15 protein-coding genes and 3 tRNA genes are annotated in these 22,981 nt (G+C 42.9%); 3 read left to right on the top strand and 15 right to left on the bottom strand.

Going from position 1 to position 22,981, the window contains the following annotated elements; genetic code table 11:
- Positions 1–5: 5 nt before the first annotated feature.
- From DXK30_RS08055 to DXK30_RS08110, 12 genes are all read right to left on the bottom strand, one after another.
- On the bottom strand, positions 6–1,454 hold the full coding sequence (locus DXK30_RS08055; RefSeq protein ID WP_114701266.1) for a phospholipase A: 1,449 nt from the start codon (positions 1,452–1,454) through the stop codon (positions 6–8).
- A 385-nt stretch (positions 1,455–1,839) separates the two neighbouring features.
- On the bottom strand, positions 1,840–3,978 hold the full coding sequence (dsbD, locus tag DXK30_RS08060; RefSeq protein ID WP_114701267.1) for a protein-disulfide reductase DsbD: 2,139 nt from the start codon (positions 3,976–3,978) through the stop codon (positions 1,840–1,842).
- A 47-nt stretch (positions 3,979–4,025) separates the two neighbouring features.
- Complete coding sequence (locus DXK30_RS08065) at positions 4,026–4,577, bottom strand: protein-disulfide reductase DsbD domain-containing protein (RefSeq protein WP_114701268.1); 552 nt, start codon at positions 4,575–4,577, stop codon at positions 4,026–4,028.
- 245 nt (positions 4,578–4,822) lie between these two features.
- Entirely contained in the window at positions 4,823–5,260 is a 438-nt protein-coding gene (gene gspG, locus DXK30_RS08070) for a type II secretion system major pseudopilin GspG (protein ID WP_114701535.1), read from the bottom strand.
- Positions 5,261–5,787: 527 nt separating this feature from the next.
- Positions 5,788–6,990 carry a type II secretion system inner membrane protein GspF gene (gspF, locus tag DXK30_RS08075; protein ID WP_114701269.1) on the bottom strand — a complete coding sequence of 401 codons (1,203 nt, stop codon included), beginning with the start codon at positions 6,988–6,990 and terminating at the stop codon, positions 5,788–5,790.
- Positions 6,991–7,073: 83 nt separating this feature from the next.
- Positions 7,074–8,135 (bottom strand): hypothetical protein, encoded by a 1,062-nt coding sequence (locus DXK30_RS08080; RefSeq protein WP_114701270.1) that lies wholly within the window; start codon positions 8,133–8,135, stop codon positions 7,074–7,076.
- Between the two features lie 319 nt (positions 8,136–8,454).
- Positions 8,455–9,390, bottom strand: a complete 936-nt coding sequence (locus DXK30_RS08085; RefSeq protein WP_114701271.1) for an AraC family transcriptional regulator — start codon at positions 9,388–9,390, stop codon at positions 8,455–8,457.
- A gap of 426 nt (positions 9,391–9,816) precedes the next feature.
- A tRNA-His gene (locus DXK30_RS08090) sits at positions 9,817–9,892 on the bottom strand.
- A gap of 41 nt (positions 9,893–9,933) precedes the next feature.
- Positions 9,934–10,010, bottom strand: a tRNA-Arg gene (locus tag DXK30_RS08095).
- A gap of 106 nt (positions 10,011–10,116) precedes the next feature.
- Positions 10,117–10,193: transfer RNA gene (locus tag DXK30_RS08100), tRNA-Pro, on the bottom strand.
- Positions 10,194–10,431: 238 nt separating this feature from the next.
- On the bottom strand, positions 10,432–11,967 hold the full coding sequence (locus DXK30_RS08105; protein ID WP_227670720.1) for an McrC family protein: 1,536 nt from the start codon (positions 11,965–11,967) through the stop codon (positions 10,432–10,434).
- 15 nt (positions 11,968–11,982) lie between these two features.
- Positions 11,983–13,491 (bottom strand): McrB family protein, encoded by a 1,509-nt coding sequence (locus DXK30_RS08110; protein ID WP_114701273.1) that lies wholly within the window; start codon positions 13,489–13,491, stop codon positions 11,983–11,985.
- A 377-nt stretch (positions 13,492–13,868) separates the two neighbouring features.
- Between DXK30_RS08110 and DXK30_RS08115 the strand changes: the two genes are divergently transcribed.
- A complete protein-coding gene (locus DXK30_RS08115) occupies positions 13,869–14,597 on the top strand; it encodes a DUF4442 domain-containing protein (protein ID WP_114701274.1) in 729 nt (242 codons plus the stop codon).
- Between the two features lie 170 nt (positions 14,598–14,767).
- On the opposite strand, the gene gspE is transcribed toward DXK30_RS08115, so the two are convergent.
- A complete protein-coding gene (gene gspE, locus DXK30_RS08120) occupies positions 14,768–16,321 on the bottom strand; it encodes a type II secretion system ATPase GspE (protein ID WP_114701275.1) in 1,554 nt (517 codons plus the stop codon).
- 327 nt (positions 16,322–16,648) lie between these two features.
- On the opposite strand from gspE, the gene DXK30_RS08125 reads away from it, so the two are divergent.
- Both DXK30_RS08125 and DXK30_RS08130 read left to right on the top strand, forming a co-directional pair.
- A complete protein-coding gene (locus DXK30_RS08125) occupies positions 16,649–17,470 on the top strand; it encodes a thiazole synthase (RefSeq protein WP_101205496.1) in 822 nt (273 codons plus the stop codon).
- A gap of 174 nt (positions 17,471–17,644) precedes the next feature.
- Positions 17,645–19,084: a WS/DGAT/MGAT family O-acyltransferase gene (locus DXK30_RS08130; protein ID WP_114701276.1), complete on the top strand. Its 1,440-nt coding sequence runs from the start codon at positions 17,645–17,647 to the stop codon at positions 19,082–19,084.
- 93 nt (positions 19,085–19,177) lie between these two features.
- Here the strand turns inward: DXK30_RS08130 and DXK30_RS08135 are convergent, their stop codons facing one another.
- The gene (locus DXK30_RS08135; RefSeq protein ID WP_114701277.1) at positions 19,178–20,005 is read right to left on the bottom strand and encodes an inositol monophosphatase family protein; all 828 of its coding nucleotides are present in this window, start codon (positions 20,003–20,005) and stop codon (positions 19,178–19,180) included.
- A gap of 343 nt (positions 20,006–20,348) precedes the next feature.
- Entirely contained in the window at positions 20,349–22,412 is a 2,064-nt protein-coding gene (gene dxs, locus DXK30_RS08140; RefSeq protein WP_114701536.1) for a 1-deoxy-D-xylulose-5-phosphate synthase, read from the bottom strand.
- Positions 22,413–22,981 lie beyond the last annotated feature (569 nt).

Below are 22,981 nucleotides of genomic sequence, written 5' to 3' on the forward strand. Positions count from 1 at the left end.
GCAAATCAAAGCCCTTTCCAGTCATTCAAGACGATACCAAAACCGATAGAGGTATTTTCATGATTATAATCTAAGATAGACTCACCATAGCCTTGGAATAACTGCACCATACCATTAACATTCTCTGATAAGGGGTAGATATAATCAATTTGCGCAGCACCTTTATTGGTACTTGGATTATAACGTAACGTACCGCTAATGCTTTGCTGGTCAGGTAAATCGTATAAAAATTTGATATCACCATAACCCATGTAGTCTTCGATATCAGGGTTATCATCATCGCTACTATTCTCACTATTCACTCGAGCCCATAAACGCGGTATGACTGAGAGTCTACCCCACTCTGCACCGGCCATGAGATAAGCACGGTTCCATGAACGCGATAAAGGATCGTCTTGTCCATTCGAGTGATGGACAGCACCTGCGCCCAACATACGCAGACGTCCACCAAAAGGCAGATCTGCTGTCACAGGTTGGGTTAAGAATATTTCAGGTTGATAATCGGTAGCACGGAATGGACGCGAGTTGTCTTCGTTATAAACTTGCCAATGTGATTCTTGGGTATAGCCAAACCATAAGTCAGCACTGGTATCAAACAAATCTTCTGCAACTTTTGTTTTTAGAGATAATTGGAATTTTAGCTCTGTCTCACGTACGTCATTAGAAACAAAAGGATCTGTTTTTTGCGATGGTGTACTTGGATTTAAATTGGGATCGAAAGTATAAAATAACGGCAACAGATAGGTCGGTCGATATGGTCTAACTGTCCAAGTACCACGCTCGCTGTTTTTATCTAGGTCGTAAGATAGACTGAGTGGCGAGAATTTTTCGATGTCTGTTTGAGTAACACCGACATTTTCTAAAATCTGTGCCTCGCTATTCGTTTCAGCATCTACTTCTACGTTGCCACTTGCCTCCAACTTACTGGCTGTAGACTGTTGGCTAGTCATTAAGATGGTATCTGCATCTTCCACTGTCGTACCACTCATCGCCGTTTGAGACTCAGCCAATACTACCTTCGGATTACCTGAGACCGTACTTTGAAAGGTTTTTGCCAAATCAATTGGTTGTTTGGTTGAGGTATAGCTTGGTGTCTTACCTTGTTCAGCTACCTTATCAAAACAGGCTAGACGAGCAGCACTAGACTGGACTTGAGTACATTCAGAAAATAGCTTGGCTTGCTGAGCAATAAATTCTTTGCTAATTATCTTGCCACTTTGTGTACCTACATCAGAAGATATCACATTGTTATCGAGACCCTCTGATAGGTCAAGACCCTCATATTCAAACGCAGCTCCGGGTGCTGGCAGTTCGTTATAGGTTTGAGAGTCATCAGCAGCTTGTACTTGTATCGCGGTACAACTCAACGCAAGCGCAACTGCAATACGAAGAGGCATATGCGCATTCTGGTAAGACGGCTGTTGGTGACGCTGAGTAATGGTATGGGCAAACATAAGTGTCCTTTATCTAACTAGCATTAGCGCCAGCAGAGTATATGAGGTAATTAATATAGCCATTAGCGTTGTCGCTAAAATAGAATTGACTGAGCCTGTCAGCTAATCGCAGATATTAGGAGCGGAAAAAATGACAATTAGCGCTCCTGCTGCATTGTTTCCTTATTGTAATGAAAATATAAGCACGATACTAGCTTTATCGATAGTTAAAATAAGCGCCTATCAATATAATCGCTTATATAACAAATACTTAATAAATATTCTATAGTATGAATTTAATAGCATAAAAAAAGCCAGCATACTTTTCTTAGTATACTGGCCTTCTTAATATTCTTAAGGATTTTCGAAATATCACACTGGTTTCTTAAGTGTTCATTGTTAAATGTTAGTTGTTCAACGCCGATAATGTCTGTTCAAACTCTGAGCGACCAATCTCACCCACTTGCTGATTTACTAGCTGACCATCAATATAATATAGTAGCGCTGGTGGACCAAAGAGTTGGTAACGAGACAACACGGCTTTTGAGTCTGCTGTCGTCTCAGTGATATCGAGCTTCACTAGTTGCCAATCTTGCATCTGCGCTGGACGATTACGAAACAGGTTCTTGTCCATAATGCGGCACTCAATACACCACTCTGCTGTCAAATCGACAATGACATTCGGATTGGCTGCGACAATGGCATCTAGCTCTGCAAGCGTCGTGATCGTCTTATCAGTGGTGCTATCACTATTCACTGGTTGACCAGACGTTGACTGTACCATCATCGGTGCTGCACTCAATGACGCTAGTGGATGTAAGCTATCATCATTGCCCAATGCAGCGCCAACTATTAGGCAAGCCGCCCAAATACCAGCGATAAGGCTCAATGCTTGGGTCAGCATACGACCTTTACCTAGCCAACTCCATGCCCATGTTGCCACGACCATAAACCATAACGCCCATACCATAAGCATGACTGGCGATATAAACACGCGCTCAATCAATAACAGTGCCACGGCAAATAGTAGTAAAGCAAAGCCTTGCTTGACCCAATTCATCCACTCGCCAGCCTTTGGCATAATCTTGCCTTGAGTCGCACCGATTAGGATAAGCGGCGCTGATAAACCAAAACCCAGCATGAATAAAGCGGCAAAGCCGAGCAACGGACTACCAATGGTAGAGACCGCCAATAATGCCCCAAATAATGGCGCAGAAACACAAGGTGACACAACTAACGCTGATAAAAACCCAGCGATCAAACTGCCGCCTGTACTACCAAGCTTACTGTCACCAGCTTGGCTTAAGCCTTGCATCTTTCGACTGATTGTATGCGGCAAACGTATACTAAAAAGACCCAGCATATATAGCGCCAGCAGTATGAAAACAATAGCAAAACTGATGAGAATGATCGGATTCTGCAGCCAACCAATAATACCTAAAGACTCACCGAATACTGCGATAACAGCGCCCAAAATGCCATAAGCAGTCGCTACCCCAATCGCGTAACTGGTGGTCAAGATGACACCGCGTTTGACCGTTGGATTTTGTTCGCGAGCTACAATGTTGGCCACGATAGGTAACATCGGTAACACACATGGCGTCAAAGCTAAGCCTAAGCCTGCTAAAAATAATAGTACTAATGCCAGCCAAGGGTGAGAGGCCAAACCAAAAGGATCGCTATCAACGAAACTGTTATTCAAGGTACTTTCGCTATTGGCCGTCTCGCCTGTTACGCTGCTATTTGCTGCAGAAATCGTATTTGTCGCCGTACTACTATCTAAAGAATCATACTCTACAGCGCTGTCATCAATGAGATCATAGTCAATAGCACCATCGTCTGTCAGTGCTTGCGCCTCATCAGGCAAAGTATTATCAAGCGCTGTTGAGCTTACTTCCTCTGGTGTCGCCTTAGCACTATTCTCTGAATCGGTCGAGCTCGCACTACTCGCAGTACTCTCACTATCTGCTGATACCTGCGTCGATGCAGCTGCAATATCGACAGTCGTATTAATCTTTTCAGGTGGATAGCACAGTCCTGCTTTTGCACAGCCCTGCCAGCCAACGACGATAGCGGCATCATCTATATTCTTGCCACTATTGTTCATCAGTATGGTAGTAGCGACCATATTTGCTTGGTCAAATACCAGTACCTTGCCAAATGTCGGATCATCTATCGAATATGGTTTTTGGCTAAAGGTAAAAGGTGCAGCCGTCACGCCAGCGGGTAGCGTAAGCTTAATTTGCTTTTTATAGACGTAATGTTCAGGAGTGATATCAAAATTAACAGATAACCGCGTACCTGCTTTGACAGGGGTACTATCTGTACTTACCTGAAACGCTTGATCTACTGGCAAGAACTTTGACTTCGATGAGCTTTCACTACTACCGAAAAGGTCGCCTAACCCTGCCGCTTGTACCGTCGATGTCGCTGATAAACCTGTCAACAATGAGCCACTAGCGATGGCAAGCGCTAAGATATGGGATTTTTTCGAATGGGTAGATACGCTAAATGATAAAGACTTTAGTGATGTCTTGATGGACATGAATGGCTACCTATGATTACCGATATTTTAATCAATCTGCTCGCTATTTATCTGCGTGTCGCAGCAATGTCTATCTTGGTTTTAATTTTTTCTGGTGGATAGCATAGCCCAGCCGTTGCACACCCTTGCCAACCAATAATAATAGGCGCGTTTTTGGCGCCCTTACCATTACTCGTCGTCAGCGTCGTGGTTGCAATGACACTTCTTTGCGTAAATACAGGAACCTGACCAAAGGTCGGATCATTGACTGATACTGGTGCTTGATTGAAAGTGAATGGCGTAGCGTTTATTCCTTTAGGGAAGCTCAACGTAAGCTTATCCTTATAGACATAATGCCCTGGCGTAATTTCAAAACTGATCGACAACCGCGTGCCTTTGGAAGTCGCTTTGGTATTACTGACCACCTGAAAGGCTTCATCCACTGGTAAGAACTTTGACTTGGCCGAGGAGCTATTTTTAAATAAGTCGTTTAGTCCTGCTGCTTGTGCACTGATCGATGTCATTGACAGAACCGTTACTAATGAAGTGCTGGCGACGGTTAGAATCAATTTATAAAGGTTTTTAGAAAAGTATTTATTAGACTGTTGAATCGACGACATAGATGATTACCTTGAATTGCAGTTTGCGATGACTATTTTGCTGAGCGCCTAGATATATTTATACCACTGACTATCAAACTTGTACTGAACAGCAGGAAATTTATCTACTGATAAAAAATATCAACCAATAAGGGAATATTGGTTGATATTTATAAATTGTTGAAAGTGCATGGATGAACGAATGTTTCATTCTACAAAGCTATATCAGTATCAGAATTTGTTCACTATACGTCTGTTATTAAGCCTTATAGCTGAGCATAAAGATCCGCATCTTGACCTTCACCACCTTGTTGACCATCAGCACCTAACGAAAATAAATCGTAAGGTCGCCCTTCACTACCTGGTGCAACATATTGCATCTCATTTTCCCAGCCATCAGTTGGATAGCCACCTTTAATATACCCACCTTCAGGATAGTTTTTTGCATCAGCTGGCGGTGTCGTAAGCGCCTCTAGCCCTTGAGCAGTCGTCGGATAGCGCGAGTTATCAACCTTGTACATATCTAGCGCATTTGAGACAGTAGCAAGCGCCGTTTCAGTTGTTTTAACACGGGCCTTATCACTTTGACCAACTACTTTTGGTACCACTAATCCAGCAAGAATGGCTAGGATCACAATAACAACCATAATCTCGATAAGAGTAAATCCTGCTTGATCAGACTTTTTTGTCGCACTGCGCTGCATAGCTGAAGAAGCGGTCTTATGGTCATTTACAACATTCGGATGGGATTGCATATCCTGAATAGTACTTTTTGGCATCACATTTACTTGGAGTTTGTCAGTCATAGTCATCGCTTTGGTCATCACAGTTATGTAAATAGTAAAAGTGGCGTTCTATCGTGGCTCTCATTAATGACATATCAATGAGCTCTGGAACTATTGTCACTATAAACCATGATTTTATTTTTATCCAGCGCTGTGCCTAGTTTGAATTTGGGTTTGCTATTTTAACCAAAGCCAAATATAAGTTGACACCAACTGTATGACTATTAATCCGTGCTTACTATAGCGCGGCGCTTGTGTTTGCCAAAGCAAAAATAGCGTTCGTTCAACAATATACAACAGTGAGCAAACCTTAAGAAAGCTAGTCCAAGGTTTAGCAAGCAAGTTAGGTGATATGAATAGACTAAAAGAGAACTAAATAGACGTTTTGGAGATAGGAAACTGTCTGTATGTAAAGAGTATGATAAATCATCGGCTAGCGACTGAACCTAGCCTGCTAAGTCGTTCATATTGACAATAGGTAGCATAACCGCCATAACAATTATCATGACTACTACGCCCATCAATACCAGCATTAGAGGCTCAAGTAATGATAATAAGGTGCTGATAAAATTGGTTGCTTCAGCCTCCTGCATATTGGCAGCACGGCTGAGCATATTTTCAAGCTCGCCTGAGTTTTCTCCGCTTTTTATCATCTGTACCATCATCGGTGGAAAGTAAGTAGATTTCTCTAGCTGGCTAGACAAGCTAGAGCCTTCTGTCACCCTATCAGCCGCAGTGATAATCGTTTTTTGGATATGCAAATTGGTTGTGACCGCAGCCCCAATATGTAATGCCTCAATCAGTGGCACCCCTGATCGTACTAGTATAGCAAGGGTACTGGCAAAACGCGCGGCATTCAGACCTTTGGACAATCTAGCTAGTATCGGCAATCTAAGCACCACGCTATCAATTGTTAATTTACCTGCTTGCGTTTGGGCAAAACGGTAGAATAAAAATGCGGTACTTGCCAATACCAGTAGTATTAGCCACCACCACTGAGTAATGATATTTGATAGCGTGAGAACGATTTGAGTAATTAAAGGCAGCGCTTGCTCAGACTGCTCAAACACTTTGACAATTTTGGGCACAACGAAACTCATCAGTCCCATAATTACCGCAATTGCCATTACCATCAGGACAATCGGATAGACCATGGCCCCTTGGATTTTCTTTTGAAGGGCAAAACGGTTTTCGGTGTAGTCTGCTAGTTGATTGAGAATAAGATCAAGGTGACCAGATTTTTCGCCTGCAGCAATCGTAGCGATATATAATGGCGGAAAGCTAGCGGCTTGTTGCAGAGCACGTGCTAAGCTGAGTCCTTCCAAGACATGTGAGCGCACTGCAAGTATCAAGGATTTTATATGAGTCTTTGGAGATTGCTTAGCAACCGCTGCCAAGGTTTCCTCAAGTGGGATACCCGCTGCTAGTAGCACAGATAGCTGACGTGTCAGCAATGCCAACTCGTATGCAGACGGTTTTTTGTAGCGGTTCTTGCTCTGACTCTGTCTGTCATTAATAGGGTGGACTTCAACGGGTGTCCATTGCTTATCACGCAACTGCTGGCGAATTTGCCGCGCAGAGTCCCCTTCTAGCAAGCCTTTTTGGACAACGCCATGGTCGTCAAGCGCTTTGAAATGATAGGCAGGCATGGCAGCAGATATCCTAAGAGGCTTACAGGTAGACAGTTATAATTTATGACTTAATAGAAATTTATTAATTTGACATTCGACGCTTAAAAAAGTGGCGTTGAGTCATTACTATCAGGCATCAAACCTTGTAATAATAAGACATCCAGATGCTGCTGCTGTAGTTTTTTATCAAAGTCATTGACCTCAGCGATTAGCATTCTTTCAATGCGTTTGTCACTCGCAAACACGCTCAAGCGCGCACAGATGACAGCCAACTGATAAATGCGTTTTTTGCAATAACCGTCGAGACCTTGTAATAGTCTGACCATATGCGGGGTTTCAAGACTGGCGTAATCATAGTCAGCCACGACTTGCTGGCCAAGAGCTGTGACGCCATAAGTAATCGACAAGTGAGCACAATAGTAACAGCTGAATAAATAACCAACCACATGACCGATATAATAGCCTCGATCGTAGGTAAAACTACTCACGCCAAAATGCCCAAGCACATAACTGTTGAGGCTGCCTTGGTCGCGAATTGGCTTGCCGTGCTTTAACTTACCGACCGTAGCAAAGCACAATGGATTACGACCATCTTGAGTCGTCAGCTGCCAACCGGCGGGCTGCTGTGCAGGCATATGACGCACGATATCTGCAATAATGTCATCGACCACATGCAGCTGCTGCCAGAGTCTTTCGAGCGTATCCGTATCCATCAACCCACGTTTATCAAGCTGCTGCGCAAGTAAATATTGCTGATATTCTACGAATTGCGGCTTCAGGGTTTGTACTAAATAGGTAGGACGCGTATTGGCAGATGCCATATATAACAGTCGAGTACGCTCATGCTGAGCACGATAAAGCGCAACACTCTGCGTAGCGACATTGGTTTCTTGAGCAGCAGGTTTTGCAGCTACTGTAAGGCTATCGGATGACTCAGATGTTACTGTTTCAGTTGTTATTTCATCGGTATCTGACAAGGTAAACATCGTCAATAACGCCGCCTTATCAGGTATCTCTACCGACTCATTTCTCAGCGCATCTTTGCTGACATGCGGGTTCTCTATAGCAGTGTTTTTATCAACATTACTTTCTGTTTTAGCAGTTGTAATAGTCTCTTGTTGGCCATTGCTTCCTGCATCTAGCTTTGCGGTCGGTTCAGTCATAACATACCATCAGCAGCGAAAATAAACATCGTCTCGATCCTTTTATACACCTATCATATAAGGACATATAACGCGTTATAACACTAACGCTTTTGTCTCGACGACTCATCAACCCATAGTACCTGAACACAGACTCAATGTCAGCTGCCCTTAAATAAAATAGCCATAGCAAGTTACCAGAGGTTTTATAGGTATGAGTGACTCAACATCTACAAATAACAAGTATTCACAAATTAAAAAAGCGTCAAGGACATGTAAATGACCTTAGCGCTTCTTATCGAAATTCTACTTAAATAACTTAAATAAACATCAACTAGAACTATGCAAGATTGTTCTGTCGATACTGCTGACGGTATACTTTTGGCGAGACACCATACACACGCTTAAATGCTTGACTAAAAGTCGAATCTGAAGCGTAGCCCACCATCTCGCTGATACGGCTAATACTGTTTTGCTGTAAGCGTAAATAGCGAGCCGCCAATCGTAAGCGGTAATCGATCAGATACGTCAGTGGCGGCATGCCAACAGTGTCTTTGAAACGCTGTGCAAAGCTGGAACGTGACATCCCTGCTACTTCGGCAAGCTGATGAATGGTCCAGCTTTCACTCGGTGCGCCATGCATTGCAGCTAGCGCCTTGGTCAAAAATGGATCCTTCATGGCTTTGAGCCAGTTTTCTGTAGCTTCAGGCAAGCTTTCAATATAAACGCGCAGACACTCAATCATCATGATGCTTGCCCAATGATTAATTACAGCCGTTTTTCCCATACGCTCACGCTCAGCTTCTAGTGTTAGCAGCTTTATCTCTACATCAATCACTTCAAACCGACCGTCAGCGGCATCATTGAGCTCCGGTAATATCGGTGGCAGTACCGACAACAGAGGATTAATCATCTCTTTGTCGTATTTACATTCGATCAGTATCAAAGATGAATTGGGGTCTCCATCGCCATCGATATCAAGTGTACGCTCAGGGCAATTGCTCAATAGTTCATCAAGCGACTCAGCAACCTCGCCATGATGGTTGAGTGCGTAACTCACATGTTTGTGCGCATTCGGAATCATGATCATGTCGCCAGCGCGAGCTTCTCGTAAACCATTACCAACATCGATGCAAAAACCGCCAGACATTACTAAGTAAAATAAAATGGTGTCTTTTCTAGTAATAGAATAAGACCAATTGCCAGTGCCATTTAGACGATAATACTTAGTCTCAAATAAATGCACGTTTTGCAGCAATACACTCAGTGCGTCCATCAATCAATTCCTCAATAATGCAGATTAATAACGATTCATCTTAAAAAATAATAATATTCTTAATAACAAGTTCTTTCGGTTTGCTCTATGCCAATGCGTGCTCCAATAAATAATTCTTATTAAATAATATGGATGTGATAACACTTAAGCATAGTGCATCATTTAAAATGTCATGTCTATTTACTTATTAGACTTACTAAACAGTAATAGAGTAGGTATGGTCATACTAGACCTTAAGGAAAACCTATAGGAAGTGTTGATAAAAATTTGGGGGATTATCTAGTATTGAAGGTGCTATCAATTTTGACCTGTTTAATCTTATAAATACAATACAAAAATAAAATTAAATAGGCACAAAAAAATCGCCATCAAGGGCGAGTGGTATTACTTATATATCTTTATATGAAGGTAATGCAGAATAAAATATGGGGCGACTGATGGGACTCGAACCCACGACAACCGAGATCACAACCCGGGGCTCTACCAACTGAGCTACAACCGCCATAACTATTGCCAAAGAATAGGCAAGATTTGCAGGCTAAATGGTGCGCCTGGCAGGATTCGAACCTGCGGCCACCTCCTTAGAAGGGAGATGCTCTATCCAGCTGAGCTACAGGCGCTCTTAGAGGACTTTTACATACTAAGGCTTACTTTACGACATATTTTAATATATCAGAAACTAAACCGTTATACATAAAAAAAAGCCTGTAAGGCTCTTAAAATAGATGGTCGGAGTGATAGGATTCGAACCTACGACCCTCTGGTCCCAAACCAGATGCGCTACCAAACTGCGCCACACTCCGAAATTCTCTATTATCACGATAGTTTGTTGATTAACTCGTTGTTGGCAATGCCGCTAACTTGTTAATGTTCCTCGCTATCGAGGTGCACATATTAAGGGGTAAAGGCGATTGTGTCAACACCTATTTTCGATTAATTTCAAATAATCGCTAATTTTTCTAAAATTACGTCAATTTCGCCAAAATAGTGACAGCAAGACCCTTTATCCATCAGTCATTCGCGCTGTCATTGATAACGATATTAAGCTTTGTCCAAATGTGGCAGTACTTCACCATTGAGTGTGCCGGTCAAAACATCAAACGGTATTAACCATAAATGGGCATCGGCTGATTTACTACTTTTAATATTATCACTATCACTATCACTATCACTATCACTATCACTATCATAATGATTTTGTTGCTTGAGTACCACTGGCTGTCTATCACTACCTAGCACTGGGTAAACCAACCAGACCTGCCCCGCCAAGTAAGCTTGTGCATAGCTGGTCAATTGATAAGCGTCGCTCGCACTAACTGCAGCGGCATGCGGTAAGTATTTCCACTTAATATCGATGACATGACTGTAGCGACCTTTGGTCTTTTCTGTGGCTGTAGTTTGACTAGCTGCTATATCGTTCTGGTTTTGGCAATCATCAGAGACGGGTTCAAATATCAGCAAATCAGGCCGTATAGACAAGCACGCTAGTCCCTCAGCATCATTTAGCCAGACACTTTGAGTTTGATAAAAAGGACGGTAATTGCTACTAATCTGCTGAAACATCAATGCAATACGCTGACTTGCCCATTGTTCAAAAGCTTGATTCATATCAATCAATAAACACAATCTTAGCTGAGAGCAATTTTGTCTATTTGGATCAATACCGTTACCTGTCGCAGCTGTCGTCTGTTTCAATAGAGAGTATGCCAAGTCTACTAACTGCTGAGCGGCATGCAGTTTTTGCTTTTGGAGTGGTTGAACGTCTAGTTGACGCTTCGCTTGAGCATATATTAATGCTATCTGCTGCATTTCACGGTTGTTGAGCGTAGATACCTGCTGCCATGGCTGCAACAATTTTGAAGAAATAAACTGGGGCAATAAAGGCATCAAGTAAACCAATGCACTCTTAATCAACCGATTGGCCAACATGTCGTGACTTAATACGCTACTTTCACAGATGAACTTATGCGGTTGCATACTATTATGACGCAGTTGTTCTTTGATGAGCAGTCGACCTTGCAGAGATGCCTGATTTTCAATCTGAGCCTGATAATGCTTGGTTGGTTGATAATCCATTAAACGCTGCAAAAACTGCTCAATCAGCCAGTCTGATATAGGCAATACTTTTAACGGTAAAGGAGTGGACTGGGAACTAAACTGACCGAAGTTTTTCGTATTGGGTAGCTTACGATTGTTATGCGCATCAAGATGAATCAAATCCGATAGCATACCCTGTACCCAATGACGGGTCTGGACGATATCATTGCTCTGAGTAGACTGATTTAGCTTTGGCAATATCTCAAGCGTCATGCCACTGGGTAGTAGAATAATACCAATATAGTGCCCAACCTTAAGCTGCCATTGTCCTTGCTTACGCTTGATAGTAAATACTGCAAACTCTTGAGCCATGAGCCAATCGAAGTCAGACGTGTGCAAAAAATCATGCACGGTCAGACGTTGATGCTCAAACACGATGATAACATTCATGGTAGCGACACTACTGTTGGGGATACTAGTCTGGCGACTGCTTACCCTAATAGCATGTTGCTTGGCGGAATATGGATTATTCGTTATCACTGAACAGTCACCCTGCTAGTACAAACGCTGATAGATAGCAGCATGATTAAACTCACCATCCCTAGCAATCAGATCGGCATTAATGGTATAGCTATTCATACTCATAGACTGACCAAGAAAAGAACCCTGCCCTGCAAACATTTGGTGTTCAGCGGAAGCATTGTTTTGGTTGCCCATCGGATTATACAAGTCGTCATTCATCAATGCTTGACTGTCCTGTACGAACTGCTTGCTCGTCGGTTGCTGCTCATCTCTAAAGATATACTGCAGCACCGTAATTTGACCACCAGCTGCTTGAGCCAATTGAGGAATAATTTGTTCAACGAGAGCTGTTTGTAATTGCTCTAACTGAATGACGGTGAACAAAAACGCATGCCCCAACTGTGCTTCTATTCCCAGTGTCTGCACGATACGTCTATTCAAGCCTGTTAGTAATTTACTCAAATCTATCGCACCTGCTTCTGAACCGTCAGATAGGCCGGAATTGCTGTCATAAATTGTCGATAGTAAATCGGGCTGCGGTGGACAATCCACAAAGCGAAAACGTCGGCGTAATGCCATATCAAGTGGTGCTAAAGAATGGTCTTGGGTATTCATAGTGGCATAAATATCGACATTGGCAGGCACACTAAAAGCACGCCCAGAATAAGCCAAACTTACTGTCATCGCATTCGGCTTGCCCGCTCGTTTATCAGGCTCTATCAAACTGAGAAGCTCGCCAAACACCCGTGACACGTTAGCACGGTTAATCTCATCAATAAGCATGGCATAACGCTGATGAGGGTCACGGGCTGCGCGTTGACATAGATTCAGGAATGCTCCATCTTGCACCGCGTAACTCATTTGATTTTGATTAGAGTGGCTGTTATTTGCTTGAGCGGTGCCACTCATGACAGGCCGTATACCTTCTACAAACTCTTCATAACCGTAGGCTTGATGGAAGCTCACCATACTAAAACGTTGCTGACCGATGTTTTGATTTTGAGGGGCTTGGTTGTCACGCTGTGCCTGCTGAAACTCTGCTAATTGCTGCGATAAATCTTCTAGTAGCACTATACTCTCTGGCAATAAATACCATGATCCACTATTGTCTTTATCAAAATAAGCTTGGCTAGCACGTTTATCAAAACTAACTGTTTGAGAGTTCGTAGGGCTATGTCTGCGTAGTTCTAACCAAGCTGTACTGTCCAGATTTTTATCACGTGAGTTCTGAGCAGCTTTGGTCATAAAAAAAGGATGATCAATAATTTCTCGTACCTTTAACAAATCCTGTTGTTCAGCACGTAAATCTAAAAATACCAAACATAATACTTCGCGCCAGCTTAGACCTTGCAGCAGCTGTTCTAATAAGTCTTCATTTTCAGTCTTGGGTAGATAGTCGGTATATTGCTTCGCGATTTGCAGCAATCTATAGGTTTTACCTGTACCAGCAACGCCCGTATAAATAATATTGGTCGGTTCATGAGTAGACATATCAGTCATAACGTTATCCAGCAGGATTGAAAACAGGTTTGAAATAGACATGCTAACATTTTGTCATTATAACGTGGCTGTCTATTGGCATGGTAACTATAGTCAACCCTCTATAAATTAGATACGGTGTCAGTCTAGCTTAGTCTACTATTCGTAGTACTTTCACTCGGCTTCCTTTGTCCAAATGATACTGACATATAAGATAGTTAGGCTACTTTAATTGGCGATCTAAATTGATGACATAACCTAGCAACATAGCCACGCTACTATTGTTTTGTAAGCGCAGCAGTTCATGCTAATAATAGTAGGAAGGCAATGATTGATGTACCATAGTATTTATAGCGATTTTTATAACCTATATTTGTGTCGCTATCATAAAAAGCCATGCTAAGAATGTCATTCAATTCATTTACGTTAAGGAATTTTGTATGTCAGGATTATTAAAAAAACTACCCGCCAAGTTGACCAATAAACTGCCAGCTAAAGTATCTGACAGCACAAAATCTTCAGTTGAAAAACCCAGTAGCACGCTAAAACCAATTAGCAATCAATTTACTAAACTGTTATCAGTCACCAAATATCTGCCTGCTGGTGCACGCTCAAGTATTTTATCTAAAGCCTTTGGCAAGGTCGTTCCCTATGTCGGCACAACTGGCATTTATTATGAGACGGTAGAACCAAACCAAGTTGTCGTTAGTTTAAATAACAATAAAGCCGTTCAAAACCATATCGGCTCTATCCATGCAGTCGCTATCACGTTACTGGCTGAGACAGCAACGGGGTTTATTTTGGGTTTAAACTTGCCCTCTGATCGCATTCTGCTGATTAAATCTTACTCGGTAAATTTTCATCGTCCAATCAAAAAAGGTCAAATTGCTGCTATTGCAAGCTTATCTGATGAACAGCGTTTGGATATCCTAAACACGCCCAAAGGTGAGATGATTATTCCTTGTGTCATCAAAGATCGTGAATCTGATAGTGACCGCGATCCAATTGTGGTTGAGATGACGTGGGCATGGATACCAAAAGCGGAGCTAGAGGCACGCCGCCAAGGTAAAGCGTCTGAAAAAGTCGCAGAAGATGACACTAAAACCGAGGCATCAATCGAAGAAAGCGATGCATCATCTACTGAAAATGAGAGTGATGCCCCTAAGTAACTAGTGGTAGCGAATAACTGGTTAAGTCCAATACGATGCGCTATTTACTTTTTTAGCGCATCTAGCATATTGGTAGCCAACAAACCCATTATAAAAATTTTAAAACTAAAATAACTGGCTGCTCACGCCAGTGATTTTTTGTCTGATACACCAATATTTAGTTCAAAAATTTATACCAGTATTGTGTCGTCCGTTAATGCACTCTCTTTCGTTACTCGTAGTACTTCCTCCAATGTCGTGCGACCTTCTATGACTTTACGTAAGCCATCCGCACGTATCGATGGTGTTTGTTGGCGCGCATACTCTTCGAGCTCATACTCAGCCGTATTGCTATGAATCATACGGCGCAATGTATCGTCGATTGGCACGACTTCATAGATGGCAGTACGTCCTCTGAACCCTGACTGATTACATTTATCGCAGCCAACTGGCTTGGGCAGACGAATTAACTCACTTGCTATATCTTTGGTATCACTTTTAAACATTGACCCAATACCAATTTCGGTAAACAACTTGGCTTGCTCGGTATCAGCAGCCTGCCAGCTTTGACAATGTGAACATAAGGTACGTACCAAACGTTGCGCTACTACGCCAATAAGCGACGAAGACAACAGAAACGGTTCAACACCCATATCCTGTAAGCGAGTGACTGCACCAATAGCAGTGTTGGTATGTAGCGTCGATAGTACCAAATGCCCTGTTAAAGAGGCCTGTACGGCAATCTCTGCTGTCTCTAAATCACGAATTTCACCAACCATCACTACATCAGGATCTTGACGCAACATCGCGCGCAAACTTTTAGCAAATGTCATGTCTACTTTATTATTGACCTGCGTCTGCCCGATACCATCGAGCTGAAACTCAATAGGATCTTCAGCGGTCAAGATATTGCGAGTTTGATCATTTAAATCGGTCAATGCAGAATATAGCGTCGTGGTTTTACCCGAGCCAGTCGGCCCTGTCACCAAAATAATGCCATGCGGACGATGGATTAAGCGTTTTAGCTCAGTATAGTCATTATCAGACAACCCCAAATACGTCATATTCAAACGACCAGCTTGCTTGTCTAATAGACGCATTACCACACGCTCACCAAAGCTCGATGGTAAGGTCGACACACGCACATCGACCTCTCGCCCTGCCAGTCTTAAACTAATACGACCATCTTGCGGCACTCGCTTTTCGGCGATATCCAATTTAGCCATTACCTTAATACGCGAGACCAACAATGGAGCCAGTTGACGTTTTGGTGTGATGATTTCTTTTAGCTCACCATCAACTCGGAAACGGACGACCAAACGCTTTTCAAAGGTCTCAATATGAATATCTGAGGCACTTAAACGGATGGCTTCGGACAACAAGGCGTTGATCAGACGAATGATAGGCGCATCGTCTTGTTGATCCATCAAATCTTCAGTTTCAGGGACGCTATCTGCCAAGCTATCGAGATCAGGGTGGTCCTCCAGTCCAGCAGCAATATGCTGCGACTCTCCTGTATTGCCAGCATAAGCCGCATTCATACGTTTTTCAAAATCGTTCGCGCTGACACTTTCGTAAGTAGGTACACCTCGAATGCCTTGCTGCTGTAAAAACCGTACCGCTTCGTTGATCGCTGACAGCGGAGTAGCTTTGGTGAGTACCAATGTTGGCGGCAATTCAGGATCTATCGCAAGTATGGCCAAAATCTGATGGCGTTTCGCAAAGCTGTATGGCAACTGCATCATAAAGACGGCCCGATAAGTGAGGAAAAGATAAGAAGTACGCACGCCAAGACAGGGTGGATGCCTTGTCCTTAACAGTTCGAATCAAAAAAGACTGCCAGTAAGGTTGCATGAGTTTGTTATAATAGCATTTTGTTTTAGACGGGTATTATTTTATGTGACTGGCGCTTTATACCTATCGCCTAGCACATATTATTACTATTAGAGTTAGCATATCATGCGATTTTTTTGCAGACAGCTTGCCATTGTTTATTACAACTTTTAAATTGCTTAGATTACCCATCATATTTTGTCTGTCCCTTCTCCCGCTCGATATTAGGATTTTCCGTTATGTCAGAGAACGTTAGCACTACTCATCCAACACCACTTTTACAAGATACCTTTACTGTCGGTAGCCGTACCTTTTCTTCGCGCCTGCTGGTTGGTACTGGCAAGTATAAAGACATGACAGAGACTGGAGAAGCCATTGCCGCTTCAGCAGCCGAAATCGTGACCGTTGCTATTCGCCGTGTCAATATTGGACAAAATAGTGATGAGCCTAACTTATTAGATGTGATTTCACCTGATAAATATACGATATTACCGAATACTGCTGGCTGCTTTGACGCCGAAACAGCCATTCGCACTTGTAAGCTTGCTCGAGAGTTATTGGGTGGGCATAATTTGGTTAAGCTTGAGGTATTGGGGGATGAAAAAACCTTATATCCAAACGTTATGGAAACCTTAAAAGCAGCAAAAGTATTGATCGATGATGGTTTTGAAGTGATGGTTTATACGTCAGATGACCCTATCGTCGCACAAGAATTAGAAAGCATGGGCTGTGTCGCTATTATGCCGCTTGGCAGCTTGATTGGTTCAGGACTTGGTCTACTCAATCGTCATACACTTAGCTTAATAATCGAAAACGCCAAAGTACCCGTATTGGTTGACGCTGGTGTCGGTACTGCGTCTGATGCTGCACTTGCGATGGAGCTTGGCTGTGATGGTGTACTGATGAACTCAGCTATTGCCAATGCACAAAACCCAGTAATGATGGCTCACGCAATGAAACATGCTATGTGGGCAGGGCGCGCTGCGTTTTTGGCAGGTCGTATGCCTATGCGTAAGATGGCTACTGCTAGCTCACCACAGACTGGGTATTTCTTTCAATAAATTGAAGTATAGATGACATATCATAATAGAGTCTGTTGAGTATTTACGTATAGCGCTGTCAGTGCTATGGTTGATTGCTTAACACGCTCTATAAAATAATAAAAAATGTTATTTGATTGAAAATCTACTTATTATAATTTTCACATAACACTTATCGTCATAAAAGGATTTATTATGCGACTTCTCACAGCAGTCGACCAGTTGTTTCTACTTCTTGAGTCGCGTAAACAGCCCATGCACGTTGGTGGGCTGTTTGTATTTGAATTGCCAGACAATGCGGATAGCGATTTTGTCTATCAATTGGTAAAACAAATGCAAGAGTCTGATGTGCCGCCCAGCTTTCCTTTTAATCAGGTACTTGAGCATTTAGCCTTTTGGAAAAAAGACAAAGACTTTGATGTCGAGCATCATTTGCATCATGTCGCGCTACCAAGTCCTGGACGCGTACGTGAATTATTGATGTACGTCTCAAGAGAACATGGACGTTTATTAGATCGTGCCATGCCGCTATGGGAATGCCACGTCATCGAAGGTATCCAGCCAGAAGTCGAAGGTGGACCTGAACGTTTTGCATGGTATTTTAAGATTCATCACTCTTTGGTTGATGGCATTGCAGCGATGCGTTTGGTTCAAAAATCCTTATCTCAATCGCCAACCGAACCAGTTACTCTCCCTGTCTGGTCGTTGATGGCGCGCCATCGTAACCAAGTAAACGCTATACTGCCTGCCGAACGATCTATCAGGGGCATCATAAAAGAGCAGATATCTACCATCAAACCTGTATTTACAGAACTGTTAGATAATGTAAAAAACTACGGTGATGAAGGGTACGTCGGTACTTTTGATGCCCCGATGAGTATCTTGAATAAACGTATATCAGCCTCACGGCGTATAGCCGCACAGTCTTATGATATACAACGGTTTAACGATATTGCTGAAAGGCTCAAAATTAGCAGAAACGATGTGGTACTAGCGGTCTGTGCAGGCGCTATTCGCCGTTATCTAATCTCAATGGATGCGCTACCAAGCAAACCGTTGATTGCATTTGTACCGATGTCACTGCGTACTGACAATAGTATATCAGGCAATCAGCTGTCATTTGTGTTGGCGAACTTGGGTACGCATTTGGACAATCCACTACGCAGGATAGAGCTTATCCATCGTAGTATGAATCATGGCAAACGTCGCTTTCGCCGCATGAACCAAGCGCAGGTCATCAACTACAGTATCGTCTCATACGCGTGGCAAGGCATTAATTTGGCAACAGGACTGTTTCCTAGGAAACAGGCATTTAATCTGATTATTTCTAACGTGCCTGGTTCTGAAAAACCGCTGTACTGGAATGGCGCACGTCTGCAATCGCTGTACCCCGCTTCTATCGTCTTTAATGGTCAAGCGATGAATATCACTTTAGCCAGTTATCTAGATAAGATTGAGTTTGGTATCACTGCCTGTAGCAAAGCATTACCGCGTGTACAAGACATGCTAATGCTGATAGAAGAAGAGCTGCAGCTGCTAGAAACTACCAGTAAAGAGTTAGCATTCAAAGGCATTACTGTCGAAGATAAAGCAGGCAATAAGGGTAATGATAAAACAAAAAAGCTGGCTCCATAATGGAACCAGCTTTTTTTCATTCATACTCAATCTAGATATCAACTACATCTAGGCACTGAAAGCGCTAAACATTAATACCAATGAGGTTAATGTTTAGATTGCGTCACCCCAGATTGGTACAACTGTTTGCATCAATGGCTTGAGTAGTTTCACATTACAAGCGAAGATAGAGCCTGATGTCATAGAGTTGTGCGCGCCAGTATGATCAACCACTACACCGCGTGCTTCAGTTACGATAAGCTCGCCCGCTGCGATGTCCCAAGGCTTGATAGACATTTCAAAATAACCGTCAAAACGACCAGCGGCAACATAGCATAAGTCAAGCGCAGCTGAACCCATACGACGTACCTGACCACCTGCCTCAGATATCTTCTGTAAGCTCTCAAAGTGCTGTTTAGCATAAGAAATAACTTCGCCATTGCGTTTACGCTCAAGCGGATGTCCGGTCGTAAAGAAACCGCCATCAATGGCTTTGCGCTCGCTCACTTGCATACGGCGATTGTTCAAACGCGCGCCTTTACCGCGGCTCGCTGAGAACATCTCATCACGTACTGGATCATAGACCACACCGTGCTGGGTAACGCCTTTATGCTGTACTGCGATAGATACGCAGAACTGCGGTACGCCGTGGACAAAGTTCTTAGTGCCATCTAGTGGATCGATAATCCAGCACCAGTCAGCATCTTCGCCGCGGCCTTCTTGCATACCGAACTCTTCACCCAAAAATGAATGATTAGGATAGCTGGCTTTTAGCGTCTCGATAGTGAGCTCTTCGCTAAAGCGATCAATGCGAGTAACCAGACCATCAAGTCCTTTAGACTCAATATCTAACTCGATTTTGTGGCGGTTTTGATGCGCATATAAAATCTCTTTACCAACTTTTTCAGCAGTACGCGCTGCGATGACGACCATGGGTTCCATAAATAACCTATTTGCTTGATGAATGAATATAAAAAATAAGACTAACTCTGTGCCCACAACATGCCAAACAGCCGCCGCATCACACCACATCTATGCGATTAAAAACGTGTCTTTTATAAAAAAAAACTTATAAAAGACACCCGCATTATACTAAAATTGTTCGATAAAAACGAAAAAACCGTCACGCTGACCCAGCCAGTACTTTGGCGATCATCTAAACTGCGCAAGTTGTAAAAAAGTCATCACCTACGGCTAGCAGGCGTTTGCTCTGTTTAAGGAGCTTATATCGATTTTAATTAATACCCTTTTAACGCATTAATTTTTTAAAATAATATTGTAACGCTTACGATAAGAGCATTTTGAGCTGTTTAGTCACGCCTTCGACATCCAGACCACAGTCAACCAATTGCTCTGCTTGTGAGCCATGGGCGATAAAACGATCAGGAATACCGATGTTAGCAATAGCTGGACGATTTATCTTAAAGGCAGCCGATTCATTGAGTAAGTATTCATTCACTGCACTACCCGCGCCGCCCATAATCATATGCTCTTCTAGGGTTGCTATATGAGTGACTCCTTGCGCTAATAACATCTCAAGCATTGCCGTATCTAGCGGTTTTACCCAGCGCATATTGACCACCTGTATCTGGCAATCTAACGCTACATTATTATTAATTAGAGTTTCTGCAGCTTGCTGAGCAGTCGCGACCATCGTACCAAAAGCCAATAGTGCCAATTTGTAAGGCGCATTAGCTATACCTAATACTGACTCGACAACCGCTTCTCCAACTTTATAAGTTTGGGCGGGCTGTTCAATATCAGCACCCGTACCTGTACCACGCGGATAACGTACAGCCGTGCACCCTTGATACTCATAGCAAGTATTGAGCAAATGGTAGCACTCGTTCTCATCTTTTGGCGCTGCAATCACCATATTAGGCACACAACGTAAGAATCCAAAATCAAATACGCCAGCATGCGTCGCACCGTCTTCACCGACTAGACCCGCTCGATCGATGGCAAACATCACATCGAGATTCTGTAGAGCCACGTCATGAATCAGCTGATCATATCCACGCTGCAGGAACGTTGAGTAAATTGCAACAATAGGTTTGACACCCTGAGTTGCCATCCCAGCCGCTAGCGTGACAGCATGTTGCTCAGCAATGGCCACATCAAAGAAACGCTCTGGAAACTGACAAGCAAAGTCAGTCATTCCTGAGCCTTCTTCCATAGCTGGGGTGACAGCTAGTAGCTTATCGTCTTCGGCCGCTTTGTCACATAAGAACTGCCCAAATACTTGCGAATACTTTAACGCTGGCTTTGTGCTTAGTTGTTTCGTTGGCTGCTCTATAGATTCAGCTTTAGACTTTTCGGGATTATCGACTGGCAATTTACTGATTGCGTGATAACCGACTGGATCTAATTCTGCTGGTGCAAACCCTTTACCCTTAGTGGTATAGATATGCACTAATACTGGGCCTTTTACTTGCTTCGCCAGTGAAAATACGCGCAGTAGCTCAGGAATATTATGACCATCAAATGGACCAAAATAGGTAAAACCAATGGCTTTAAATAAGTTATCTTCTAGCTGCGGAACGTCACGCATCTCTTTGTGACGCTTGCGGCGATCAAACGCTTGCATATCAGGACGATGGCAGAGCACTGGCTCACCTAACTCAGAGATATCCACTTGATAACCTGATTCCCAAAGCATTGCCAAATGACGTGAAAATCCGCCTATAGAGCAAGATATCGACATATCATTATCGTTTAGGATGACCAGTAAATCAGCATCTTGCTGTACTGCGTCATTCATGGCCTCAAATGCCATGCCACCTGTCATCGCACCATCACCAATGATGCAAGCAACCGTCTGCGCGCGGCCTTGATAACGCAGTGCGAGGCTCATGCCCAGACCAGCTGAAATAGAGGTCGATGAATGTCCTACGCCAAAAGTGTCATAGACTGATTCTGCACGCTCAGGAAATGCCGTCAGACCATCTTTAGATCTAATAGTACCTAGCTGCTCACGGCGACCTGTCAGTACTTTATGAGCATAGGCTTGATGACCCACGTCCCATACGATTTGGTCTTGCGGCATATCTAACAAATAATGCAATACAATGGTCAGCTCGACCACACCCAGATTAGCACCGAAATGCCCACCACTCTGACCAGCTGAATATAATAGAAAAAGGCGCAATTCATCAGCCAACGTAATCAGCTTGGCAGTTGAAAATGTACTGAGGTCAGTAGGTGTATCAATTGTATCAAGCAATGGTGTATGAGGACGCACACGTGGAATCACAGTATAGGTCTGCTGTAAGCTTGATAGCTGCGCAGCAGAATCCCGCACTGAAGTAGATAGGGACTGAGACTTTGGAGAATGAGGTGACTGCTGCATAAAGTGTACGATACCTACCAATCTGCTGACAAGACGTGTCTTTAAGATATAGCGGTCACTATAACTAAAAGACGTCAATAATACCTACATCATTATTGATGTAATCGACCATATAATTATTCATACAATTTTTGTATTTATGTAGCTGCGCTACTTACGACAGTAGACACGCTGTCATAATAGACCGCGCATCAAAACTAACGTTTTAATATCAAAACACTGATGCTTCAATGGTCTTCACTGCTAAGGGATGACATTATGCCCTATTATTTTGCATCAATAGCGGATGTTAGTGACGACATAGTAATGTAAGGGTAAAGACTTGTCACTGTATCCGTCAAAATAGTATGGCATAATAGCATTTTTTTTTAATTGTCGCTTTAATCATCGTGCGTCGTCTGTGAACTTTGTGTGTTTTTATAATAAATACAATGAGCACACTGTCTTTATGAACAGGTTATACTGGTATCATCTTAATCTTAACAGTAAAGTTTAGGTGACCTGCTCATCTCAACTAATAGTTATATCGAAAACAGTAGTTATCTCGAACAGTAACCGGCTCAAACAGC

The sequence above is a fragment of the Psychrobacter proteolyticus genome (genome assembly GCF_003350005.1).
GTDB lineage: Bacteria > Pseudomonadota > Gammaproteobacteria > Pseudomonadales > Moraxellaceae > Psychrobacter > Psychrobacter proteolyticus.